The organism is Actinacidiphila cocklensis (genome assembly GCF_907177275.1).
Classification (GTDB): Bacteria; Actinomycetota; Actinomycetes; order Streptomycetales; family Streptomycetaceae; genus Actinacidiphila; species Actinacidiphila cocklensis.
Genome location: NZ_CAJSLV010000070.1, coordinates 163,138 through 181,620 on the forward strand (window position 1 = coordinate 163,138; position 18,483 = coordinate 181,620).

The following is an 18,483-nucleotide window of genomic DNA, read 5'->3' on the forward strand; positions in this document are numbered from 1 at the left end:
CACGCTCGCTGTACGCTCCCCGGGTGAACGCCACCCCCGCGGGCCCCCTTGAGCTGGTCGTCTTCGACTGCGACGGCGTGCTGGTCGACAGCGAGAAGATCGCCGTCAGGATCGACGTGCTGATGCTCGCCGACCTCGGATGGCCGCTGACGCAGGACGAGGTCGTGGAGCGTTTCGTCGGCCGCTCCTTCGCCGACATGGGCGCCGACATCGCCGCCCACCTCGGGCACCCCCTCCCCGCCGACTGGGACGCCCCCTACCGGCAGCTCTACCGCGACGCCTTCGACGCGGAGCTGACCGCGGTCGACGGCGTCGTCGAGGCGCTCGACGCCCTCACCGCGCCGGTCTGCGTCGCGTCGAGCACCAGCCACCGCGGCCTGCGGCACACCCTCGGCCTGACCGGGCTGTACGACCGGTTCGCCGGTCGCATCTTCAGCGCGGCCGACGTCGCCCGCGGCAAGCCCGCGCCCGACCTCTTCCTGCACGCGGCCCGCAGCCTCGGGGTGGACCCGGCGCGCTGCGCGGTCGTCGAGGACAGCCCCTACGGCGTCGCGGCGGCCCGCGCGGCCGGCATGCGCGCGTACGGCTACTGCGGCGGCCTCACCCCTGCGCACCGGCTCGAAGGCCCCGGCACCACCGTCTTCGACGACATGCGCAAACTCCCCGCGCTGCTGCAGGGCTGACCCCGCCGCCGCACCCCCCGGCACGCGCTGCTGGTGCGGGAAGGGCCGCGGCGGGGGAAGGTGGCCTTCACGGGGCGTGTAGGAGCGGAGGTGCGCAATGTCGATCAGCCTGCCGCACGACGTCAGGCCGGAGCCCGGCCTTCCTGTTCCCGCCTACTGGCACGCCCACCTGTCGGCGGTCGCACCCGGCACGGAGGAGGCGGGCGGGGGTCCGCGGCTGCTCGACGCCGCCTGCGGCTACTTCACCCGGCGGGGCATGCGGAGCATTGCCGGGCAGGTGCTCGCGGCGCCCGGCGCCGAGTCGCTGCTGCTGGCGCTGCTCGCCGCCGCGGGCGGCGACCCGGTGCTCGCCCGTCCGGCCCCCGCCTGGCAGGCGCCGGTCGCGGGGCTGGTCGGCCGGCCCGTGCACGCGGTGCGCAGCGCGCCCGAGGGCGGCGGGGTGCCCGACCCGTTCGCGCTGCTCGAAACGGTCCGCAGGGCCAGGGCGGCGGGCGCCGACCCGCGGCTGCTCGTGCTGTCGGCCGCCGACGACCCGACCGGCACGGTGACCGCGCCGGAGCTGCTGCACGAGACCTGCGAGGCCACGGCGGAGGCCGGGCTGCAGATCGTCTCGGACGAGACCTACTCCGACACCCTGCACCACCGCGACACCGTGCTGCTCAGCCCGGCCGAGATGCTGCCGGACCACACCGTCGTGCTCGTCGACCTCGGCGCGACCCTGGTGCCCGCCACCGTGCCCGTCGCGATCGCGCGCTTCCCCGCCACCGCGCACGGCACCGCCTGGCGGCAGCGGACCGCGGCGGCGCTCGCCGCGCTCCGGGCCGTCCTGCCCACGCCGGTCGCGGCCGCCACCGCGTACGTCCTCACCGAGCCCGCCGAGGTCGTAGAGCGCTCCGCCGCCGCGAACCGGCTGCACGCCAGGACGGCCGCCGCCGCCTACCGGGCGATCACCGGCACCGGTGCGGTGTGCCGGCCCCCGCGGGCCGGCTTCCAGCTCTACCCGACGCTTCGCAGCCCCGACCTCGACGCGGCCGGCGCCGAGGAGCGGCTCAGCGCCGCGCTCGGCAGAATCGTGCCCGGCGGCCACCGATTCGGCGACGACCCGGCCGAGCCCCGGGTGCGCGTCGCCACCGGCGCCCTGCACGGCCGCACCGAGGGCGAACTCCGTACGACGCTGGCCGCCGCCGACCCGCTCGCCGTCCCCCATGTGGCGGCGGCCCTCGACGCGCTCACGGCCGCCTTCGCCGCCCTGACCGGCCCTGACGTGGTCAGCGGTTCGGCCGACCTGGGATCGCGGGGCGCGGCGGGCTGACTTACGTTCGAGGCATCGCCCCTCTCGACCCGCGGACTTCCGGCCCTGAGACCCGTCGGAGCACGGACCGCGGACCGCAAGGACGGAGTCCCGATGACCGATCAGAGCGAACGGACCCTGGCCGCACCACGCCCGCCCGGTGAGCACCGGGTCTGGCCCAGGTCCTTCGCCGATCGGCTCACCGACCCGCTGCCGGGCCTTCGCACCCTGGTGCGGGCCGTCCGCGAGTGCATCGTCCGCCCGCCGGCCCACACCCTGCGCCAGGTGCCGCTGCTGCCCTTCGAGCCCGGCCCGCTGCCGGAACCCGGGCTCGGCAGCGCCGGCGTCACGTGGGCCGGGCACGCCAGCTGGGTGATCAGCGTCGGCGGGCTGACCGTGCTGACCGACCCGGTGTGGTCGCGCCGCATCCCCGGCACCCCCGCCAGGGTCACGCCGGTGGGCGTGCCCTGGGAGGAGCTGCCGCCGGTCGACGCGGTCGTCATCAGCCACAACCACTACGACCACCTCGACGCGCCGACGCTGCGGCGGCTGCCCCGCGACACCGCGCTGCTGGTGCCGGCCGGGCTCGCGCCCTGGTGCCGGCGCCGCGGATTCACCCGGGTGACGGAACTGGACTGGTGGGAGGCCGCCGAGATCGGCGGCGTCCGCTTCGACTTCGTGCCCGCGCACCACTGGAGCCGGCGCACGCTGACCGACAACTGCCGGTCGCTGTGGGGCGGCTGGGTGCTCACCGACCGGGCGGGCGGGCTGCGGGTGTACTTCGCCGGCGACACCGGTTACGGCGGCTGCTTCACCGAGATCGGCCGCGCGCACCCCGGGATCGACCTGGCGCTGCTGCCGATCGGGGCGTATGCGCCGCGGCGGCTGCTGCGGGCGGTGCACACCGACCCGGAGGAGGCCGTCCAGGCCTTCCGCGACCTCGGCGCCGCCGCGATGGCGCCCATGCACTGGGCCACTTTCCTGCTCTCCAGCGAGCCCCCGCTCGAACCGCTCACCCGCCTCCACGCGGCCTGGGCCGAGGCCGGGCTTCCCCGGGAGGCGCTGTGGGACCTCCCCGTCGGCGGTTCCCGCCTCGTGAATCCGACGCCGGCGGGCTGACCCGCCACCACCGGCCGGCCGGTGGGGCACCGCAGGCGGGCGCTTCACCCTTGCCCTCCACGCACGAGGCGGGCACTCAGGAGCGGCGCAGGCGGTGGAGGATCGCGGGAGCGGAGGCGATGGCGAAGGTGAGGGCGACGGCCAGGGCGACGCCCTGCCAGGGCTCGGGGAAGAGCGAGCCGCCCAGGATGCCGATCAGCTGGTAGGTGGCCGCCCAGGCCAGACACGCCGGCACATCCCCGCGCACGAAGCGCCGCAGCGGCATCTCCGACATCAGGCACGCCACCATCACGGGTATGCGGCCCCCCGGCAGCAGCCGGGACAGCACCAGCACCGCCGACCCGTGCTCGTCGAGGCGGCGCTCGGCGGTGGCCAGCGTGTGCTCGTCGACCCGCTCCTGCAAGCGGTGTAGCCAGCGCGAGCCGCCGCGCGACCGTACGCCGCGCAGGCCCAGCAGATACAGCCCGATGTCGCCGAGCAGCGCCGCGAACGCGGCCACGCAGAACACGCCGAGCAGCGCGAACGGGTCGGTCTGGTGGAAGGCGACCACCGCGGCGCTGGAGACGATCGCCCCGGTCGGCACCACCGGCACCAGCGAGCCGAGCACCACCAGCAGGAAGAGCGTCGGGTAGCCCACGGCCTGCTGGGTGCTCTCCGAGGACGGCGGGTTCGCCGCGGCCGACGCCAGGAAGGCGATCACCCGGCGGTCCCCCGTCCCGCGGCGCCGGCGTCCGCGACCGTGACGCTCTGCCCGTGCTCCAGCCGGTGCACCGCCACCTCGGGGGCGGATTCCGCGGCGAGCCGGACGAACTCCTCGCCCGGGGTGTGGAATTCGTGCGGGCGCACCGCGTCCATCCCGATCGGCCAGAACGTGCCGTAGTGCACCGGCACCGCGACGCGCGGCGCCAGCCGCGCCACCACCTGGGCCGCCCGCGCCGCGTCGAGGTGGCCGTGGCCCAGGAACGGCCCCCACCCGCCGACCGGCAGCAGCGCGATGTCGCAGTCGCCGACCGCCTCCGCCATCCCCTCGAACAGCCCGGTGTCCCCGGCGAAGTACGTGCGCGCGGCGCCCTCCACGACGTAGCCGAGCGCGGGTGCGCGCTGCGGCCCGTACGGCAGCCGCCGACCGTCGTGCGCGGCAGGCACGACGCGTACGGTCAGCGGCCCGAAGTCCAGCGACTCGCCCGCCTCGACCTCCGTCAGCCGCAGCCGGTCGCGTACCCGGCGCAGCCCGGGGACGGCCGCCAGGCCGCCGCGCGGCAGCAGCACAGGGGTGCCGGGGGCGAGCCCGGCCAGCGACCCGACGTGCAGGTGGTCCGCGTGCAGATGGGAGACCAGCACCAGGTCGGCCGCGGCCGCCTCGGGCGGCGGCACGGGGCCGCGGCGCCGGCGCAGATGCGCGAGCCGCCGTGCGAACAGCGGGTCGGTCAGCACCCGCATCCCGGAGTCCCGCACGGTCACCGTGGCGTGCCCCCACCACGTGATCTCCACCGCCACCGCGCCTGTCCCTCCGCCGTTCCCCACACCCGCCGCCTGCCCGGCGGCCGCGGGCAGCCGTCGTGCCGAACCCGAGGGTATGCCCTTCGTTGCAGGTCCGGACGTACGGGTATGGCAGGGTGGAGGGGTGCCTCAGCCGGGAGTGAGTCGGAGACGGGCCGCGGGGCGGAGCGCACTGCGGACCGTCGGACGGGTGCTCGCGGTGTGGATGGTGGCCAGTGCCACCCTGGCGCTGCTCGCCTGGCTGCTGCCCGACTTCCGTATCGAGGCGCCGGGCGGCGACAGCCCCACCCAGATCGCGGTCACCTCGGCGATCGGCGCGGGGGCCTTCGGTGTGCTGAGCGCGCTGGTGTGGCCGCTGCTGGTCCGGGCGCTGCTGCTGGTGCCCGCCCTGGTGCTGGGCGCGCTGGTGTTCTTCCTCAACGGCTCGCTGCTGCTGCTCGCGCTGCGCTTCACCCCGGACGGCCGGGGCGAGGTCGCACCGGCGACGGCGGTGGTGATCGCCGCGGTGATGTCGGCGGCCTCGTCGGCGACCAGCACCGCGCTGGCCGTACGCGACGACGCGGCCTACGGGCGCCGGCTGGCCCGGCTCGCAGGACGCCGTCGCCGCCACGCGGGCGACCCGCCGCTGCCGACGGCCCCCGGCACCGTCTTCCTCCAGCTCGACGGCGTCGGCCACGACGTGCTGCGGTCCGCGCTGACCGGCAGCCCGCCCGCGATGCCCACCCTCGCCGGCTGGCTCGGCAGCACCCACCGGCTCACCGAGTGGCGGACCGACTGGAGCAGCCAGACCGGCGCGAGCCAGCTGGCGATCCTGCACGGCAGCAACCACGACGTGCCCGCCTTCCGCTGGTTCGAGAAGGAGACCGGGCAGGTGATGGTCTGCAACCGGCCGTCCAGCGCCGCCGAACTGGAGCGCAGGGCCGTCGCCCGCACCGGCTCGCGCGGCCTGCTCGCCGCGGGCGGTGCCAGCCGCGGCAACCTCTTCACCGGCGGCGCCGACCAGTCGGCGCTGGTGATGTCGGTGGCGGCGCAGCGCGGGAAGTTCAGCCGCTCCAGGTCCGGTTACTTCGCCTACTTCTCCGACCCGGCCAACGCGGTGCGCACCGCCTGGTCGTTCGTCGCCGAGGTCGGGCGGGAGGTCATGGAGTCCAGCGCGTCACGGCTGCGCAGGGACCGCCCGCGGATCAGGCGCGGCGGCCTCTACCCGGTACTGCGGGCCTTCGCCACCGTCGTCGAGCGGGACGTGGCGGTGGCGGCGGTCGTCGGCGACATGCTCGCCGGGCGCACCGCGGTCTACGCCGACCTGGTCGCCTACGACGAGGTCGCCCACCACTCGGGACCCGGCAGCCGGGACGCCCGCAAGGTCCTCAGCCGGCTCGACCGCTCGGTCCGGCTGATCGCCGACGCGGCGCGCTACGCCCCCCGGCCGTACCGCATCGTGCTGCTGTCCGACCACGGCCAGAGCGGCGGCGAGACGTTCGAGTACGCGTACGGCACGGGGCTGCGCGAGCTGGTGCGCACCGGGTGCGGACTGCCGCCCGCCGGGCGGGAACCGGGGCCGCGGGCCAGGCGGCGTACGGGGACGGAGGCGCGGGCCGCGGCCCGCAGCGCCCTGCGCCGCCCGGAGAAGGGCCGGCGGGCCGCGGAGGAGGCGGCCTGCCAGGGACCGCCCTCCGACCCGATCGTGCTGGCCTCGGGCAACCTCGGCCTGGTCGCCTTCCCCGACATCGAAGGGCGGGCGACGCTGGAGGAGATCGCCCGGCGCAGCCCGGGGCTGCTGCCCGCGCTCACCTCGCACCCGGGGATCGGCTTCGTGCTCGTCCGCAGCGAGCAGCGCGGCCCGCTGGTGCTCGGCCCCGACGGCGGCGAACTGGAGCTTGCCACCGGCCGGGTGACCGGCGGCCCCGACCCGCTGGCCCGCTTCGGCGCGGGCGCCGCGGCCGCGGTGCTGCGGACGGACGCCTTCCCGCACACGGCCGACCTGATGGTCAACTCGGCGGTGGACCCGCGCACCGGGGCCGTTCACGCCTTCGAGGAGCAGGCGGGCTCGCACGGCGGGCTCGGCGGGCCGCAGTCCCGGCCCTTCCTGCTGGCCCCCGCCGAGCTGCGGCTGCCGGCGGAGCCGATCGTCGGGGCGGAGTCGCTGCACGCGGTGTTCTGTTCCTGGCTGGCCCCCGCCCCGAGCCCGGCTCCGGCTCCCGCGTCCGCGCCGGTCCTGCGCCAGCGCCGCGGCCTGTCGCGTACGTCCCCGCGCTCCTGAACCCGCGCTCCTGAACCCCCCCGCCCCTGAACCCGCGCTCCTGAACCCGCGCCCCTGAACCCGCGCCCCTGGAGCCGGTGAGCTGCTGAACCCGTGCGCCGCTGAGCCCGTGAGCCGCCGCCCCCCCCGCCGGGGCCGTCAGGCGGTGGCGCCGCTGTCGATCACGAGGTCGGTGCCGACCGTCGACCCCGCCTCCGCGGAGGCCAGGTGGAGGACGGCCGCGGCGACCTCCGCGGTGCTGGAGGCGCGGCCGAGCGGGAGCTGGGCGCGCATCCGCGCGGCCTTCGCGGCCGGGGTCTCGCCCGGGCGCGAGGACATGGGGGTGTCCACGGGTCCCGGACTGACCGCGTTGATGCGTACGCCGTCCGCGATGTGGTCCAGCGCCGCGTTGCGGGTGAGCGCGCTGACCGCCGCCTTGGTCGCCGCGTACGCCCCGAGTCCGGCGGCCCGCCGGTGGGCGCCGATGTTGGAGGCGATGTTGACGATGGAGCCGCCGCCGTGGCCCCGCATGTGGGCGATCTCGTACTTCATGGACAGCCACAGCCCGGTGAGGTTGGTGTCGACGGTGTGCCGCCAGTCGTCCTCGGCCATGTCACCGACCGGTCCCGGCGCGACGAGGATGCCGACGCCGTTCACGGCGACGTCCAGCGCGCCGAGGCGGGCGACAGCCTGCGCGACCATGCGCTCGGCGTCGGGGCCGCGGGTGATGTCGGCGCCGATCGCCGCGGCCTTGCCGCCCTCGGCCTCGACGAGGGCGACGGTCTCGTCGAGCGGGGCGGGCGAGCGGCCGGCCACCGCGACCCGCGCCCCCTCGCGGGCGAAGGCGAGCGCGACGGCCCGCCCGATGCCGCTGCCGCCGCCGGTGACGAGTACGGCCTTGCCGGTGAACCTGTCGGACATCCGTGCCTCCTGGTGAGAATGAACGTTCTGAAATGAGGGCGGACGGGTGCCGCGGCAGGCTCCCGCGCATGGGGGGTCAGCCGATGAGCGCCAGCACCTGCTGTGCCGCGTCCCGCGCCCGCTCCTGGTCGCCGCCGGCCTTGCCGACCACCCGCATGCCCTGCAGCAGCACCAGCAGCATCCTGGCCAGTGCGCGCGGGTCGCGGTCGGCCGCCAGCTCGCCCTGCGCGCGGGCGCGCAGCAGCGCCGAGGCCAGTGCGGTCTCCAGGACGTCCCAGCTGGCCTCGACGCGCCGGGCGGCATCCCGGTCGTGCGGGGCGAGTTCGACCGCGGTGTTGGTGATGAAGCAGCCTCGGTGCAGCTCGTCGCCCGCCGACTCCTCGGCGAAGCGGCTCACCAGCGCCCTGACCGCGGGCAGTGCGGGTCCCGGCTGGGACAGCCCGGTGAGCAGCGGCGGGTCGCACTGCTCGCCATAGCGGCGCAGGGCGCGCAGGTACAGCTCGTGCTTGCTGCCGAAGGTGGCGTAGATCCCGGCCCTGGCCACGCCGAGCCGCTCGACCAGGGCCGACATCGAGGTCGCCTCGTAGCCCCGCTCCCAGAACAGCTCAAGTGCCGCCTGGAGCGCGGCGTCCGGGTCGAATTCCTTGGTCCTGGCCATGATCGTGACCTTAGAGTCAATGAGAACGATCGGTCAAGAAAAACCCCGATCGTCAACGACGGGTTGACGATTTCCATGCGTCAACTTACGGTTGACGCATGACCCGGCACCCGGTACGCCTCAGCGATCTCATCGACTACGTCAAGCAGTTGCACCCCGACGGCGACCCCCTCGCCGACCTCGAACACGCGGTCACCGTCGCCGCGTATCTGGACGAGGTCGCCGACCACCTCATCGGCCACTTCGTCGACCAGGCCCGGCGGGCCGGCGCGTCCTGGACCGACATCGGCCAGCACATGGGGGTGAGCAAACAGGCCGCGCAGAAGCGCTTCGTGCCCAAGATCCCCGAGGACCTCGGGCTCAACGTCGAGGCGAACTTCAGCCGCTTCACCCCGCGCGCCCGCAAGGCCGTCGCCGACGCCCAGGAAGAGGCCCGCAGCGCGCGGCACGGCGCCATCGAGCCCGGGCACCTGGTCCTCGGCCTGCTCGACCAGCCGGACACCTTCGCGACCCGCGCGCTGGCCGACCTCGGCACGACCCCGGACGCGGTACGCGCCGCCGTCGCCACCCAGGGCGAGGAGAAGCGGCCGCTCACGGGCCACCTGCCGATCAGCCCGGCCGCCAAGAAGACCCTGCAACTGGTCTTCCGGGAGGCCCTGCGCCTCGGCCACAACTACATCGGCACCGAGCACATCCTGCTCGGCGTGCTCAGCGACGACCAGGACACCTCGGCGCAGGCCCTCACCGGACTCGGCGTCACCCACCAGGCCGTCGAGGAGTGGCTGGTCACCGCCCTGGCCGAACTCAAGCCCTGACCGGCCCAAGCCCCGACCGGCCGCGTGTCACCCCGTCTTGCGCAGCGCCAGCAGCCGGTAGACCGGGTCGGCACGCGGGACGTCGGGGTCGGGCAGCCCGGAGAGCCTGGCGGCGAGCGCGGAGGTCTGCGCCTCGTCGAGGGACAGCGCGGAGGCGAAGTAGCCGCGGCTCACGTCCCCGGCCGTGCCGTTCGGCGACCTCCCCTGCCCGTGGCCGGTGAAGCGCGCCTCGCCGACCCGGCTCAGCCCGTGCTCGCAGGCCACCGCCATGACCCGCGGCGCCGCGTCGTGCGCCCTGCGCACCCGGTAGGGCGCCATCAACTCGTCGACGTCGCTGTTCACATCGTGCCCCGCGTCCTTGTCGACGGTGGTCACGAAGACCCCGCCCGGCCGCAGCACCCGGGCGCACTCGGCGACGACGGTGAGGGCGTCGGGCAGCAGGTGCAGCAGCCACACCGCGCTCACCGCGTCGAGCGACTCGTCGGCGAACGGCAGCCGGTGGCAGTTCCCCTGCACCACCGTGCCGCCGACCCGGCCGGCCGCAGCACGCACCATCCCGGCCGCCGCGTCCACCCCGAAGACCCGCAGGCCCGGCCGTGCCAGCCGCTCGGTCACCAGACCGGTACCGCACCCCACGTCGAGCAGGGTGCGGGTCCGGTCGGGGAGGAGCGCGAGCACGGCCCGTGCCGCCGCCCGCGCCCGCGGTACACCGCCGCGCGTCGCGTCGTAGCGCGCCGCCTCCACGTCATAGTCCAGCATGCGGACGATGCTAGACGGCGCCGATGAACAGCAGCCTGCCCGGGACCTTGCGCTGCTGTTACGGGAGGGATCAGCCGAAGTGGTCCGGGTCGGGGCCGTGCCGGGTGCCGTCGTCCAGCGCCGCCAGCTCCGCGAGGTCGGCGGCCGCCAGCTCGAAGCCGAAGACGTCGATGTTCTCCCGGATCCTGGACGGCGTCACCGACTTGGGGATCACCACGTTGCCCAGCTGCAGGTGCCAGCGCAGCACCACCTGTGCGGGGGTACGCCCGTGCTGTGCCGCGATCTTCGCGATCACGGGGTTGTCCAGCAGACCCTTGCCCTGGCCCAGCGGCGACCACGCCTCGGTCGCGATGCCGAGCTGCGCGTGCAGGGCGCGCAGTTCCGCCTGGGGCAGCTGCGGGTGCAGCTCGATCTGGTTCACGGCGGGCACCACGTCGGAGCCGTCCACCAGCCGGCGCAGATGCCCGGGCTGGAAGTTGGACACCCCGATGGCCCGCGCCCGGCCGTCGGCCGCGATCCGCTCCAGGGCGCGCCAGGTGTCCGTATACGCGTCAAGCCGCGGCTGCGGCCAGTGGATCAGGTACAGGTCCACGTAGTCCAGGCCCAGCTTGTGCAGCGAGCGGTCGAAGGCCCGCAGCGCCTGGTCGTGGCCCTGGTCGGAGTTCCACAGCTTGGTGGTGACGAACAGCTCCTCGCGCGGCAGCCCCGAGGCGGCCAGCGCCCGGCCCGTTCCCTCCTCGTTGGCGTACAGCGCGGCGGTGTCGATGCTGCGGTAGCCGGCGTCCAGGGCGGTGGCGACGGCGGCGGTGGCCTCGTCGTCGGGCACCTGCCAGACGCCGAAGCCCAGCTGGGGCATTTCCACGCCGTTGTTGAGGGTGATGCTGGGGACCTTGCTCACGGGCGGTCGATCCTTACGTGGGGAGTTGCGCGGCGCACCTGGGTGCACCTGGGTCGGGGCGGCGGGCCGGACGCCCGCCGCGGCACGGCGGGCAGGCGGCCCGGGCGTACAACCCGCGGAACCGATCGGCGCATTCCCGCGCCCGGCCGCGACCCGAGCCGATAACCTCACGCGCGGGGACCAGGCCTCAGGCCCGGGCAGGTGAGGGGAGCGGGACCGAATGGCGGGCCACGAGGGGTCGGCGGGGGCAGGAGCCGCCGTTGCGCGGCGCAGCGGCTGGCGGCGCGGGGATCTGGAGGCGCAGCCCTTCCCCGACGTGCCGGGTACCGCGGCCGCGGACCCGGACGTGCAGCGCGAGACGCTGGCCGGGCTGCGGGCCTGGGCGGAGCAGGACGCCGAGGCCGCCATCGCCTGGTACCTGAAGGACAAGCGGCTCAAGCGTGTCGGCTCCCGGCTGCTCCAGGGCCTCGCCATCACCTTCGCGGTGGCCGGCACCGCGGTGCCGCTCGGCACTGCCGCGTACGGCGGCTCGGGGCAGGGCTGGGGCTATGTCCTGCTCGCGGTCGCCGCGGGCTGCAAGGCCTTCGACCACTTCTTCGGGGTGTCGGCCGCCTGGATGAGGGACATCGTCGTCGCGCACGCGCTGCGCACCGAGCTGAACGCCGTGCGCCTGGAGTGGGCCGCCGACGTGCTGCGGTCGGGACCCGGCGCGGACCGGCCGGGACGGCTGCTGGAGCCGGCCGAGGTCGAACGGCAGCTGGCGCTCATCCAGCGGCTGGCCGGTGCGGTCCGCAGCCACGTCGACGGCGAGACCGCCGAATGGCAGGCCGAGTTCAGGTCCAGCACCCGGCAGTTGCAGGGCCAGGGCGGCGCGCTGCCGGCGGCGGACCGCTGAGCCGCGACGGCAGGGACGGGGCAGGTCGTCGATGCGCAGGTTACTGACCGTGGTCACCCCTGGCGGGGCGGAGTACGACATCGAGCTGACCGCGCCGGAGTCCGCGTCGATCGCGCAGTTGGCCGAGTCCTTGCGGCAGGTGTGGGGCGAACCGCGCCGTGACGCAGGTGAGCCGGCCCCCGTCCCGGCGCTCTACGTCGCCGGTGGGGCGCTGCCGCCCCTGACGCCGCTGGGGGAGTCGCCGCTGCGCGACGGCGTCCGCGTCGGCCTCGGCGTCAGCCTGGCCGAGCCCGAGCCCTGGGGGATCGCCCAGTTGCGGCTCGTCGCGGGGGAAGGCGCCGGCAGTGTGCGGGAACTCGACGGAATCCCCCAGAACCGGCTGCTCGACGAGGAGCTCCTGACCGGACTGCGCGACGTCGCCCCCCACGCGTTCTCCGGGGGCGACTGGCAGTTCGCCCTCGACGGCCGCCGAGCGGCGCGCGGCGAGTCCTGGGGGCCGGCCGCCATGCTGACGGCGGGCGGAATGTACCTGCGGTGGCGGATGCGACGCGACGCCGAGCCCGCCGAGTTACCGCCGGGCGACGGCGGCACCCTGCTCTTCGCCCGCCCGCCCCGCTTCACGCCGGAGCCTTTGCCGATCGGCTTCGACTACGTGCCCCCGGTGCGCTGGTGGCACGGTTCGGAGGCACCCCGGGAACGCGAGCGCAATGTGCTCTCGCTCCGGGGCGCGCGGTACGCGACCAGGATCGCCGCCACCGTGCCCTCGGCCTGGTGGGGGCAGCAGGTGGCTGAAACGGCCCGAGCCGGCAAGCTGATGCTGGGCGTCGCCGGTGAACTGGCGCGTGCCTACCCCGAGCCCGCGGACGTACGGGAGATCGCCGTCCTGCGCGCCGACCGGCTGTGGGAGCGCCGCCGCTGGGACCCGGACTTCCTCGCCCTGCGCTGCGGGCTGCGCACCACGTTCCTGGACCAGGGCACCCCCATCGAGCTGGGGGAGAACTCCTGCCCCGCGGTCGTCAGCCTGCCGCGGCACGGGGTGATCGGCGTGGTCGGCGCCGGCGACCGGCCGCGGCGGCTGGCCGGCTGGCTCGCGCTGCAGACCGCCGTCCACCACGGCCCCGAGGACGTGGTGCTGCGGGTGCTCACCGACACCGCGGGCGCCGCGGACTGGCGGTGGCTGCGGTGGCTGCCGCACTCCTCCTCCGCGTTGGACGACCGCGCCGCGCCCCGGGTGTACGCCGACCCGACGTCGGTCGCCCAGCAGATCGGCGTCCTGCTCCAGCTGCTGGCCGGCCGGCGCAGCAGCGCGGCCGCCGCGCGTGCCGCCGCGCCTGAGGCGCCCGGAACCGGGGGCGCGGCGGCGGACGGCTGGCAGGGACCCGCCGTCGTGCTGGTCCTGGACGGCATCCGGCGGCTGCGCGCCCTGCCCGGGGTCGCCCGGCTGCTGCAGGAGGGACCCGAGGTCGGGATGTACGTGGTCTGCCTCGGCGAGGAGGCCCGCCACCTGCCGTCCGGCTGCGGATGGCTCCTCGACACGTCGGTCGCCGGCGGCCCGCAGGTCGTCGAGGACGGCCTGCCGTACCCGCTCGTCCCCGACCTGCCGTACAAGGACTGGTTCGAGGTGCCGGCCAGGGCGCTGGCACCGCTGCGGGACGCCGACACCGTCCGTCGAGCGCTGGACCTCGCGGACCGGCCGCTGGCCGAACTGCTCGGGCTGGAGAGCGCGAAGGACCCGGAGCCGATCGTCGCCCGCTGGTCGGCGGTGCCCCGGTCGACCACCGCGGTCGTGGGGCAGGCGGACGGCCTCCCCTTCGAGCTGGACCTGCGCAGGCACGGCCCGCACGCGCTGGTCGCCGGCGCCGCGGGGTCGGGGCGCGTGGAGTTCCTGTGCGGCTGGGTCGCCTCGCTCGCCGTCGCCAACCGGCCGGACGAGATGCTCTTCGTCCTGGTCGACTACAAGGGCGGCACCGCGTTCGACCCGGTCGCGGGACTGCCGCACGTCACCAGCCTGATCGCCGACCTCGACACCCGCCAGGCCGAGCGGATCCTCGGCCGCCTGCAGGCCGCGCTGCGCTCCCGGGAGAACCAGCTCGGCACCTACAAGGCCCGGGACATCGAGGACTACCACGACATGCGGGACCGCGGCCGGGAGCTGCCACCGCTGCCGCGGCTGGTCTTCGTGATCGCCGAGTACTCCGTTCTGGCCCGCGAACTCCCCGAGCTGATCGTCGGGTTGGTGAACGTCGCCCAACGCGGCCGCTCGCTGGGCGTGCACCTGGTGCTGTCCACCCAGCGCAAGGTGGGCGCCCTGCCGCCCGACATCCAGGCGGTGACCAACCTGCGGATCGCCCTGCGGGTCGGTAGCGCGGAGGAGAGCGCCACCGTCATCGACGCACCGGACGCCGCGGCGATCCCCCCGTCGAGCCCGGGCCGGGCCTTCGTGCGCACAGGCGCGGACGAACTGCAGGAGTTCCAGGCCGCCATGCCGGTCGAGCTGGGGCCGCGCCGCACCTCCGACCTGGTGATCTCCGTCCGGGACCTCGACCACCCGGGACCTCCGTACACCTCCACCGCAGGCCCGCCGTCCGGCGGCGGAGCCGTGCGGACCGACCTCGGCCTGCTGGTGTCCGCGGTTCGGACCGCCGCGCGACTCGCGGAGGTGCCTGCCGTGCCCGGGCCGCTGCCCGAGCAGCTGCCGCTGGTGGTCACGCTGTCCGAACTGCCCGCGCAGGAAGGGGCCGTAGGGGACCCGGCGCCGGTCGCGTACGGCGTGCTGGAGTTCGCCGACGAACCAGGAAGGCAGCCCGCGCTCTTCGACCTGGCCGCGAGCGGGCCGCTGGCGGCGGTAGGTGCGCCCCGCAGCGGCAAGTCGCAGTTCCTGCGCACCCTGGCGGCGGCGCTCGCCGTCCGGCACGGCGCCGCCGACGTCCACCTGTTCGGCATCGACTGCGGCAACGGCGCGCTCCAGGCGATCAGCCGGCTGCCGCACTGCGGCGCCGTCGTCACCCGGGGCCGCCCCGACCACATGGCACGGCTGGTCAGCCGGCTCACCGCCGCCCTCTACAGCCGCCAGCAGCTCTTCGCCGAGGGCGGCTTCGGCGACATCGCCGCCCAGCGGCAGGCCGTGCCCGAGGAGCGCCGGCTGCCGTACCTGGTGCTGCTGCTCGACGGCTGGGAGGCCTTCGCGGACTGCGCGCAGCAGGACGGCGGGCGGATGCGCGACGACCTGGGACTGCTGATGGGCGAGGGCGCCGGTGCCGGCATCCAGGTGGTCGTGACCGGCGAGGAGCCGGCGTCCTTCACGCAGCCGGGCACGCCGTCTTCGAGCCTCCTCGTCCTGGACCAGCGGAACAGGGCGACGTATCGGGACCTGGGCGTGGAACCGCCCCACGGCCGGCTCGAACCGGGCCGCGCCTTCCGCGCGTTCACCCCCGTCGAGCTGCAGATCGCGCTGCTCGACGGCGAGCCCACCAGCCGCGGCCAGGGCGACGCGCTGGACCGGCTGGCCGCGGAGCTGCGCACCCGCGACGCGCACGTACCGCACCCGCGGCGGCCGTTCACCATCGACGACGCCCCGCGGGCCGCCGAGAGCTTCCACGTCGGACCCGGCAAGGGCCGCCCGGTCGGCCGGGAGGACGTCCTGGCCTGGCTGCGCGACCGGCACGCCACCGGCGCCTCGGCGGCACTGCTCGGGCCGCGCAGGGCCGGCAAGACGTGGGTGCTGGAGGAGCTGTCCCGGCGGCTGGCCGCGGAAAGCGGCCAGCGGGAGGTCCACCGGCTGGTCGTACCGCCGTCCGCCACCCCCGTGGACGACCCCGACGTGCTGGCCGGGCTGCTCGACCGCGCGGTGCGGGACGCGGCGAGCCCGGCCGAGGCACTGCTCGACAAGGCCGCCACGGCCTCCGGCGGCGGCCCCGCCTACCTGCTCGACGAGGTCGGGCGGCTGACCGGCTACGGCCCGGCCGCCGTGTCCTGGTTGCGCGACCTCGGGCAGGCCGGCGCCTGGCTGCTCTACACCGGCACCGAGAAGGACTGGCGGACCGTGGTGCGCTGGGCGCTGACCGCGCCGGGCTCCAGCTTCGGCAACGACGTCAACGCCCGGCTGCTCGGGCCGCTCGAACGGGACGCCGCGCTGGACTTCCTGTCGGGCACCGCCGCCAACCTCGGGGTGGCGCTCGGCCGGGACACCACCGCGGCCGGCATCGTCGACGCCGTCGGCAGCTGGCCGTTCTACCTCCAGGTGGCCGGCGACGCCGTCGTCCGCGCCGTCCAGGGCAACGACCTGAGCGCGCTGTCCGGTCGCGACGGGCTGCGCGCGCTGATCGAACGGCGGCTGCTCGACGAGTGGACGCTGCACTTCCAGTCCCGCTGGGCCGAGATCGGCCCGGCCGGGCGGGCCGCACTGCTCGCCGCGCCCGGCGCGATGCCGCTCGACGCCACCCCCGCGCAGCGCGAGGACCTGCGCGAGGTGGGCCTGCTGCGGCCGGGCGAGGAGTGGCTGGCGGACCCGCCGCTGCTCGACTGGATCACCAGGAACGAAGTCTCTTTGCGTGACGGGGAGTTATCTGCATGAGCGTCTTCCGGCCGAGCCAGGCCTACCGCGCCGACCTCGACATCAGGCTCGGCGCAGGACGGCTGCCCAGCTGGATACGGCCGCCCGCGGAAGGCGCCGCGCCCAACAGCCCGGCCTGGCTGGCCGTCATGCCGCGCAGGGCGGGCAAGACCTGGCTGGCGCAGGGCATCGCGGCCCTCAGGGCGGACGGCGGCACCGTACGGGTCGACCTGCGGTCGTCGATATCGGTCCGCAGGACCAGGCTCGGCTGCCTGACCGGCGCCAAGTCGGCGCCGCTGGTGGAAGCGGGGCAGCTGGTCATCGTCGACGAGCCCGCGCTCGCCCGGCCCGGCGGCCCCGGGGTGCCGCCCGAGGTGCTCGCCGCGGGCCTGCAGCGGGTCAGGGACGGGGGTGCCACGACGCTGGTGCTCGCCACCCCCGCGGAGAGCGCGCTGCTGGTCCCGCACCTCGGCCCCGACGTGCGCAAGGACGTCCTGCGCCCGCCGGTGCTGGACGCCGGCGAGTGCGCGCGGATGGCGGCCAGGGCGCCGCAGTGGGCACCCGCGCTGGTGGAGCGGCTGGGCGAGGCGGACCCCGGCTGGCTGCACACCCCTTTCCTGCTCGAACTGGCCCTGCACACCGCCGAGGAGCGCCCCGCGCTGCGCGCCGACCCCGAGGCGCTGCTGCGGGCCGCCGTCGAGGTGGCCGACGACCGCCACGAGTACATCCAGCAGTGGTTCCACAACGGGCTCGGCGAGCAGCACCGCGCCGCCCTGCGCGCGGGCCGCTGGCGGGCCGCCGGCCTGCCGGTCGAGCTCCCGGCGGCGGAGCCCGGGCCCGCCGACCGCAGCTACGGTGCCGACGACCGGTACGACGACGCGGCGTTCTACGGGGCGGCCGCCGACGCCGACGCCGGCCAGGACCGGGCGCGGGGCGGCGCCTCGCTCGCCGGCGACCCGGTGCTGGCCCGGCACCTGCCCGAGGTGCTGCGCGTCCACCACATCTCCGACCTGCACCACGGCGGGCGGCTGTCCTCGACGGTGGACGCCAAGGACCCGACACAGGCCGGCCACCGCATCGCCGCGGTGGCCGGCGCGGGGACCGCGCTGGACAGCTACCTGGACCACGTAGGCCAGCTCGCCGCGCAGGGCCGCGCCCCGCACCTGGTGGTCGTCACCGGCGACATCGTCGACCGGCCGTCCGACACCCACGGGGCGCTGGCCAGGGAATGGCTCGACCGGCTGGCGGGGCTGCTGGCCCCGCACCGCGACCTGCGGCCCGACGACCCGCGCGTGCTGCTGGTCGGCGGCAACCACGACGTGTCCTGGGACCTCGCGCTCGACCCGTCACCGCAGGCCAGGCACCGCTGGTTCGCGGCGAACTTCACCGGTCTGCCGCACCCCGACCTGCAGCTCGCCGACCCGCGGGCGCGCCGGCTCTACGTCGGCTACCGCGGTGTCGGCCTGCGCTTCGCGCTGCTCGGCAGCGCGGAGTCCGGCGGCGAGGCCGCCCGCGACGAGGACCGCGAGCTGCTGCGCGGCATCCGGCAGCGCTACCTGGACGCGGCCGGCGGTGACGGCGGTACGGACGCGGACGCGGGCGAAGGCGCGGGCGCGGGCGACGCCGATGTGGCCGCCGTCGTGCGGGACTTCGTCCGCCACGACCCCGGCGTCATCGCCCGCGGCGTCCTGGACCGGCTGGCGGCCGAGCGCGGCTACGTCACCGTCGCGGCGCTGCACCACCCGCTGTCCCCGGTCCCCGCGGTGGAGGTCGCGCCCTACTCCGGGGTCGTCAACGCCGGGCAGGCCAAGCGGGCGCTCGCCGCCGCCAGGACCTCGCTCGTCCTGCACGGCCACACCCATCTGGGCTTCGCGGCGGCGGAACGGCTGCTCGGTTCGGGGCCGCCGTGGACGGTGCGGATCGCCGGGGCGCCGGCGCTGGCCAGCAGGGAGACCGAGGAGCGCAACGGCTACAACGAGCTGTTCGTGGCCAGGGAGGGCGGCGCCCACACCCTCGCGGTCCGCACCGTCCGCCTCGACGGCGGCCAGTGGACCCCGGGCGAGGTCTACGCCTTCCGCCCCGGCGCGGCCGACGAGCGCGAGCTGGCCGACCTGTGCGCGGACGGGCGCGCGTGAGTCGCAGGCCCGTGGGCG

At 75.8% G+C, this 18,483-nt stretch carries 14 protein-coding genes; 8 read left to right on the forward strand and 6 right to left on the reverse strand.

Annotated elements, in window-relative coordinates:
- The first annotated feature begins 23 nt into the window (after positions 1-23).
- The 3 genes from NFU81_RS25845 (at position 24) to NFU81_RS25855 (ending at position 3,093) form a co-directional block, all read left to right on the forward strand.
- A complete protein-coding gene (locus tag NFU81_RS25845; RefSeq protein WP_251494238.1) occupies positions 24-683 on the forward strand; it encodes an HAD family hydrolase in 660 nt (219 codons plus the stop codon).
- A 97-nt stretch (positions 684-780) separates the two neighbouring features.
- The gene (locus NFU81_RS25850; protein ID WP_251494241.1) at positions 781-1,995 is read left to right on the forward strand and encodes an aminotransferase class I/II-fold pyridoxal phosphate-dependent enzyme; all 1,215 of its coding nucleotides are present in this window, start codon (positions 781-783) and stop codon (positions 1,993-1,995) included.
- 93 nt (positions 1,996-2,088) lie between these two features.
- Positions 2,089-3,093, forward strand: a complete 1,005-nt coding sequence (locus tag NFU81_RS25855; RefSeq protein WP_251494244.1) for an MBL fold metallo-hydrolase — start codon at positions 2,089-2,091, stop codon at positions 3,091-3,093.
- A gap of 76 nt (positions 3,094-3,169) precedes the next feature.
- Here the strand turns inward: NFU81_RS25855 and NFU81_RS25860 are convergent, their stop codons facing one another.
- On the reverse strand, positions 3,170-3,793 hold the full coding sequence (locus tag NFU81_RS25860; RefSeq protein WP_251494248.1) for a DedA family protein: 624 nt from the start codon (positions 3,791-3,793) through the stop codon (positions 3,170-3,172).
- Positions 3,790-4,590 carry an MBL fold metallo-hydrolase gene (locus NFU81_RS25865; RefSeq protein ID WP_251494250.1) on the reverse strand — a complete coding sequence of 267 codons (801 nt, stop codon included), beginning with the start codon at positions 4,588-4,590 and terminating at the stop codon, positions 3,790-3,792. The genes NFU81_RS25860 and NFU81_RS25865 overlap by 4 nt, the downstream gene beginning before the upstream one ends.
- Before the next feature lie 208 nt (positions 4,591-4,798).
- On the opposite strand from NFU81_RS25865, the gene NFU81_RS25870 reads away from it, so the two are divergent.
- The gene (locus NFU81_RS25870; RefSeq protein WP_251494581.1) at positions 4,799-6,853 is read left to right on the forward strand and encodes an alkaline phosphatase family protein; all 2,055 of its coding nucleotides are present in this window, start codon (positions 4,799-4,801) and stop codon (positions 6,851-6,853) included.
- Between the two features lie 138 nt (positions 6,854-6,991).
- On the opposite strand, the gene NFU81_RS25875 is transcribed toward NFU81_RS25870, so the two are convergent.
- Positions 6,992-7,753, reverse strand: a complete 762-nt coding sequence (locus tag NFU81_RS25875; protein ID WP_251494253.1) for an SDR family NAD(P)-dependent oxidoreductase — start codon at positions 7,751-7,753, stop codon at positions 6,992-6,994.
- Between the two features lie 76 nt (positions 7,754-7,829).
- Complete coding sequence (locus NFU81_RS25880; RefSeq protein WP_251494256.1) at positions 7,830-8,411, reverse strand: TetR/AcrR family transcriptional regulator; 582 nt, start codon at positions 8,409-8,411, stop codon at positions 7,830-7,832.
- 98 nt (positions 8,412-8,509) lie between these two features.
- On the opposite strand from NFU81_RS25880, the gene NFU81_RS25885 reads away from it, so the two are divergent.
- On the forward strand, positions 8,510-9,226 hold the full coding sequence (locus NFU81_RS25885; protein WP_251494259.1) for a Clp protease N-terminal domain-containing protein: 717 nt from the start codon (positions 8,510-8,512) through the stop codon (positions 9,224-9,226).
- Between the two features lie 27 nt (positions 9,227-9,253).
- On the opposite strand, the gene NFU81_RS25890 is transcribed toward NFU81_RS25885, so the two are convergent.
- Positions 9,254-9,985: a class I SAM-dependent methyltransferase gene (locus NFU81_RS25890; RefSeq protein WP_251494262.1), complete on the reverse strand. Its 732-nt coding sequence runs from the start codon at positions 9,983-9,985 to the stop codon at positions 9,254-9,256.
- A gap of 70 nt (positions 9,986-10,055) precedes the next feature.
- Positions 10,056-10,883, reverse strand: coding sequence for an aldo/keto reductase (locus NFU81_RS25895; RefSeq protein WP_274038074.1), 828 nt, complete (start codon positions 10,881-10,883; stop codon positions 10,056-10,058).
- A gap of 220 nt (positions 10,884-11,103) precedes the next feature.
- Between NFU81_RS25895 and NFU81_RS25900 the strand changes: the two genes are divergently transcribed.
- From NFU81_RS25900 to NFU81_RS25910, 3 genes are read left to right on the forward strand one after another with little or no spacing between them, the layout of a single operon-like run.
- Positions 11,104-11,778 carry an SLATT domain-containing protein gene (locus NFU81_RS25900; protein ID WP_251494265.1) on the forward strand — a complete coding sequence of 225 codons (675 nt, stop codon included), beginning with the start codon at positions 11,104-11,106 and terminating at the stop codon, positions 11,776-11,778.
- Between the two features lie 31 nt (positions 11,779-11,809).
- Positions 11,810-16,351: an FtsK/SpoIIIE domain-containing protein gene (locus NFU81_RS25905; RefSeq protein WP_251494268.1), complete on the forward strand. Its 4,542-nt coding sequence runs from the start codon at positions 11,810-11,812 to the stop codon at positions 16,349-16,351.
- The gene (locus NFU81_RS25910; protein ID WP_251494271.1) at positions 16,348-18,465 is read left to right on the forward strand and encodes a metallophosphoesterase; all 2,118 of its coding nucleotides are present in this window, start codon (positions 16,348-16,350) and stop codon (positions 18,463-18,465) included. The genes NFU81_RS25905 and NFU81_RS25910 overlap by 4 nt, the downstream gene beginning before the upstream one ends.
- The last annotated feature ends 18 nt before the right edge of the window (positions 18,466-18,483 follow it).

What these genes read in the sequence shown, in the direction of transcription:
- NFU81_RS25850 (WP_251494241.1), top strand. Translation starts at nt 781, where the DNA reads ATGTCGATCAGCCTGCCGCACGACGTCAGGCCGGAGCCCGGCCTTCCT.
- NFU81_RS25855 (WP_251494244.1), top strand. Translation starts at nt 2,089, where the DNA reads ATGACCGATCAGAGCGAACGGACCCTGGCCGCACCACGCCCGCCCGGT.
- NFU81_RS25870 (WP_251494581.1), top strand. Translation starts at nt 4,799, where the DNA reads ATGGTGGCCAGTGCCACCCTGGCGCTGCTCGCCTGGCTGCTGCCCGAC.
- NFU81_RS25875 (WP_251494253.1), bottom strand. Translation starts at nt 7,753, where the DNA reads ATGTCCGACAGGTTCACCGGCAAGGCCGTACTCGTCACCGGCGGCGGC.
- NFU81_RS25880 (WP_251494256.1), bottom strand. Translation starts at nt 8,411, where the DNA reads ATGGCCAGGACCAAGGAATTCGACCCGGACGCCGCGCTCCAGGCGGCA.
- NFU81_RS25885 (WP_251494259.1), top strand. Translation starts at nt 8,510, where the DNA reads ATGACCCGGCACCCGGTACGCCTCAGCGATCTCATCGACTACGTCAAG.
- NFU81_RS25890 (WP_251494262.1), bottom strand. Translation starts at nt 9,985, where the DNA reads ATGCTGGACTATGACGTGGAGGCGGCGCGCTACGACGCGACGCGCGGC.
- NFU81_RS25900 (WP_251494265.1), top strand. Translation starts at nt 11,104, where the DNA reads ATGGCGGGCCACGAGGGGTCGGCGGGGGCAGGAGCCGCCGTTGCGCGG.
- NFU81_RS25905 (WP_251494268.1), top strand. Translation starts at nt 11,810, where the DNA reads ATGCGCAGGTTACTGACCGTGGTCACCCCTGGCGGGGCGGAGTACGAC.
- NFU81_RS25910 (WP_251494271.1), top strand. Translation starts at nt 16,348, where the DNA reads ATGAGCGTCTTCCGGCCGAGCCAGGCCTACCGCGCCGACCTCGACATC.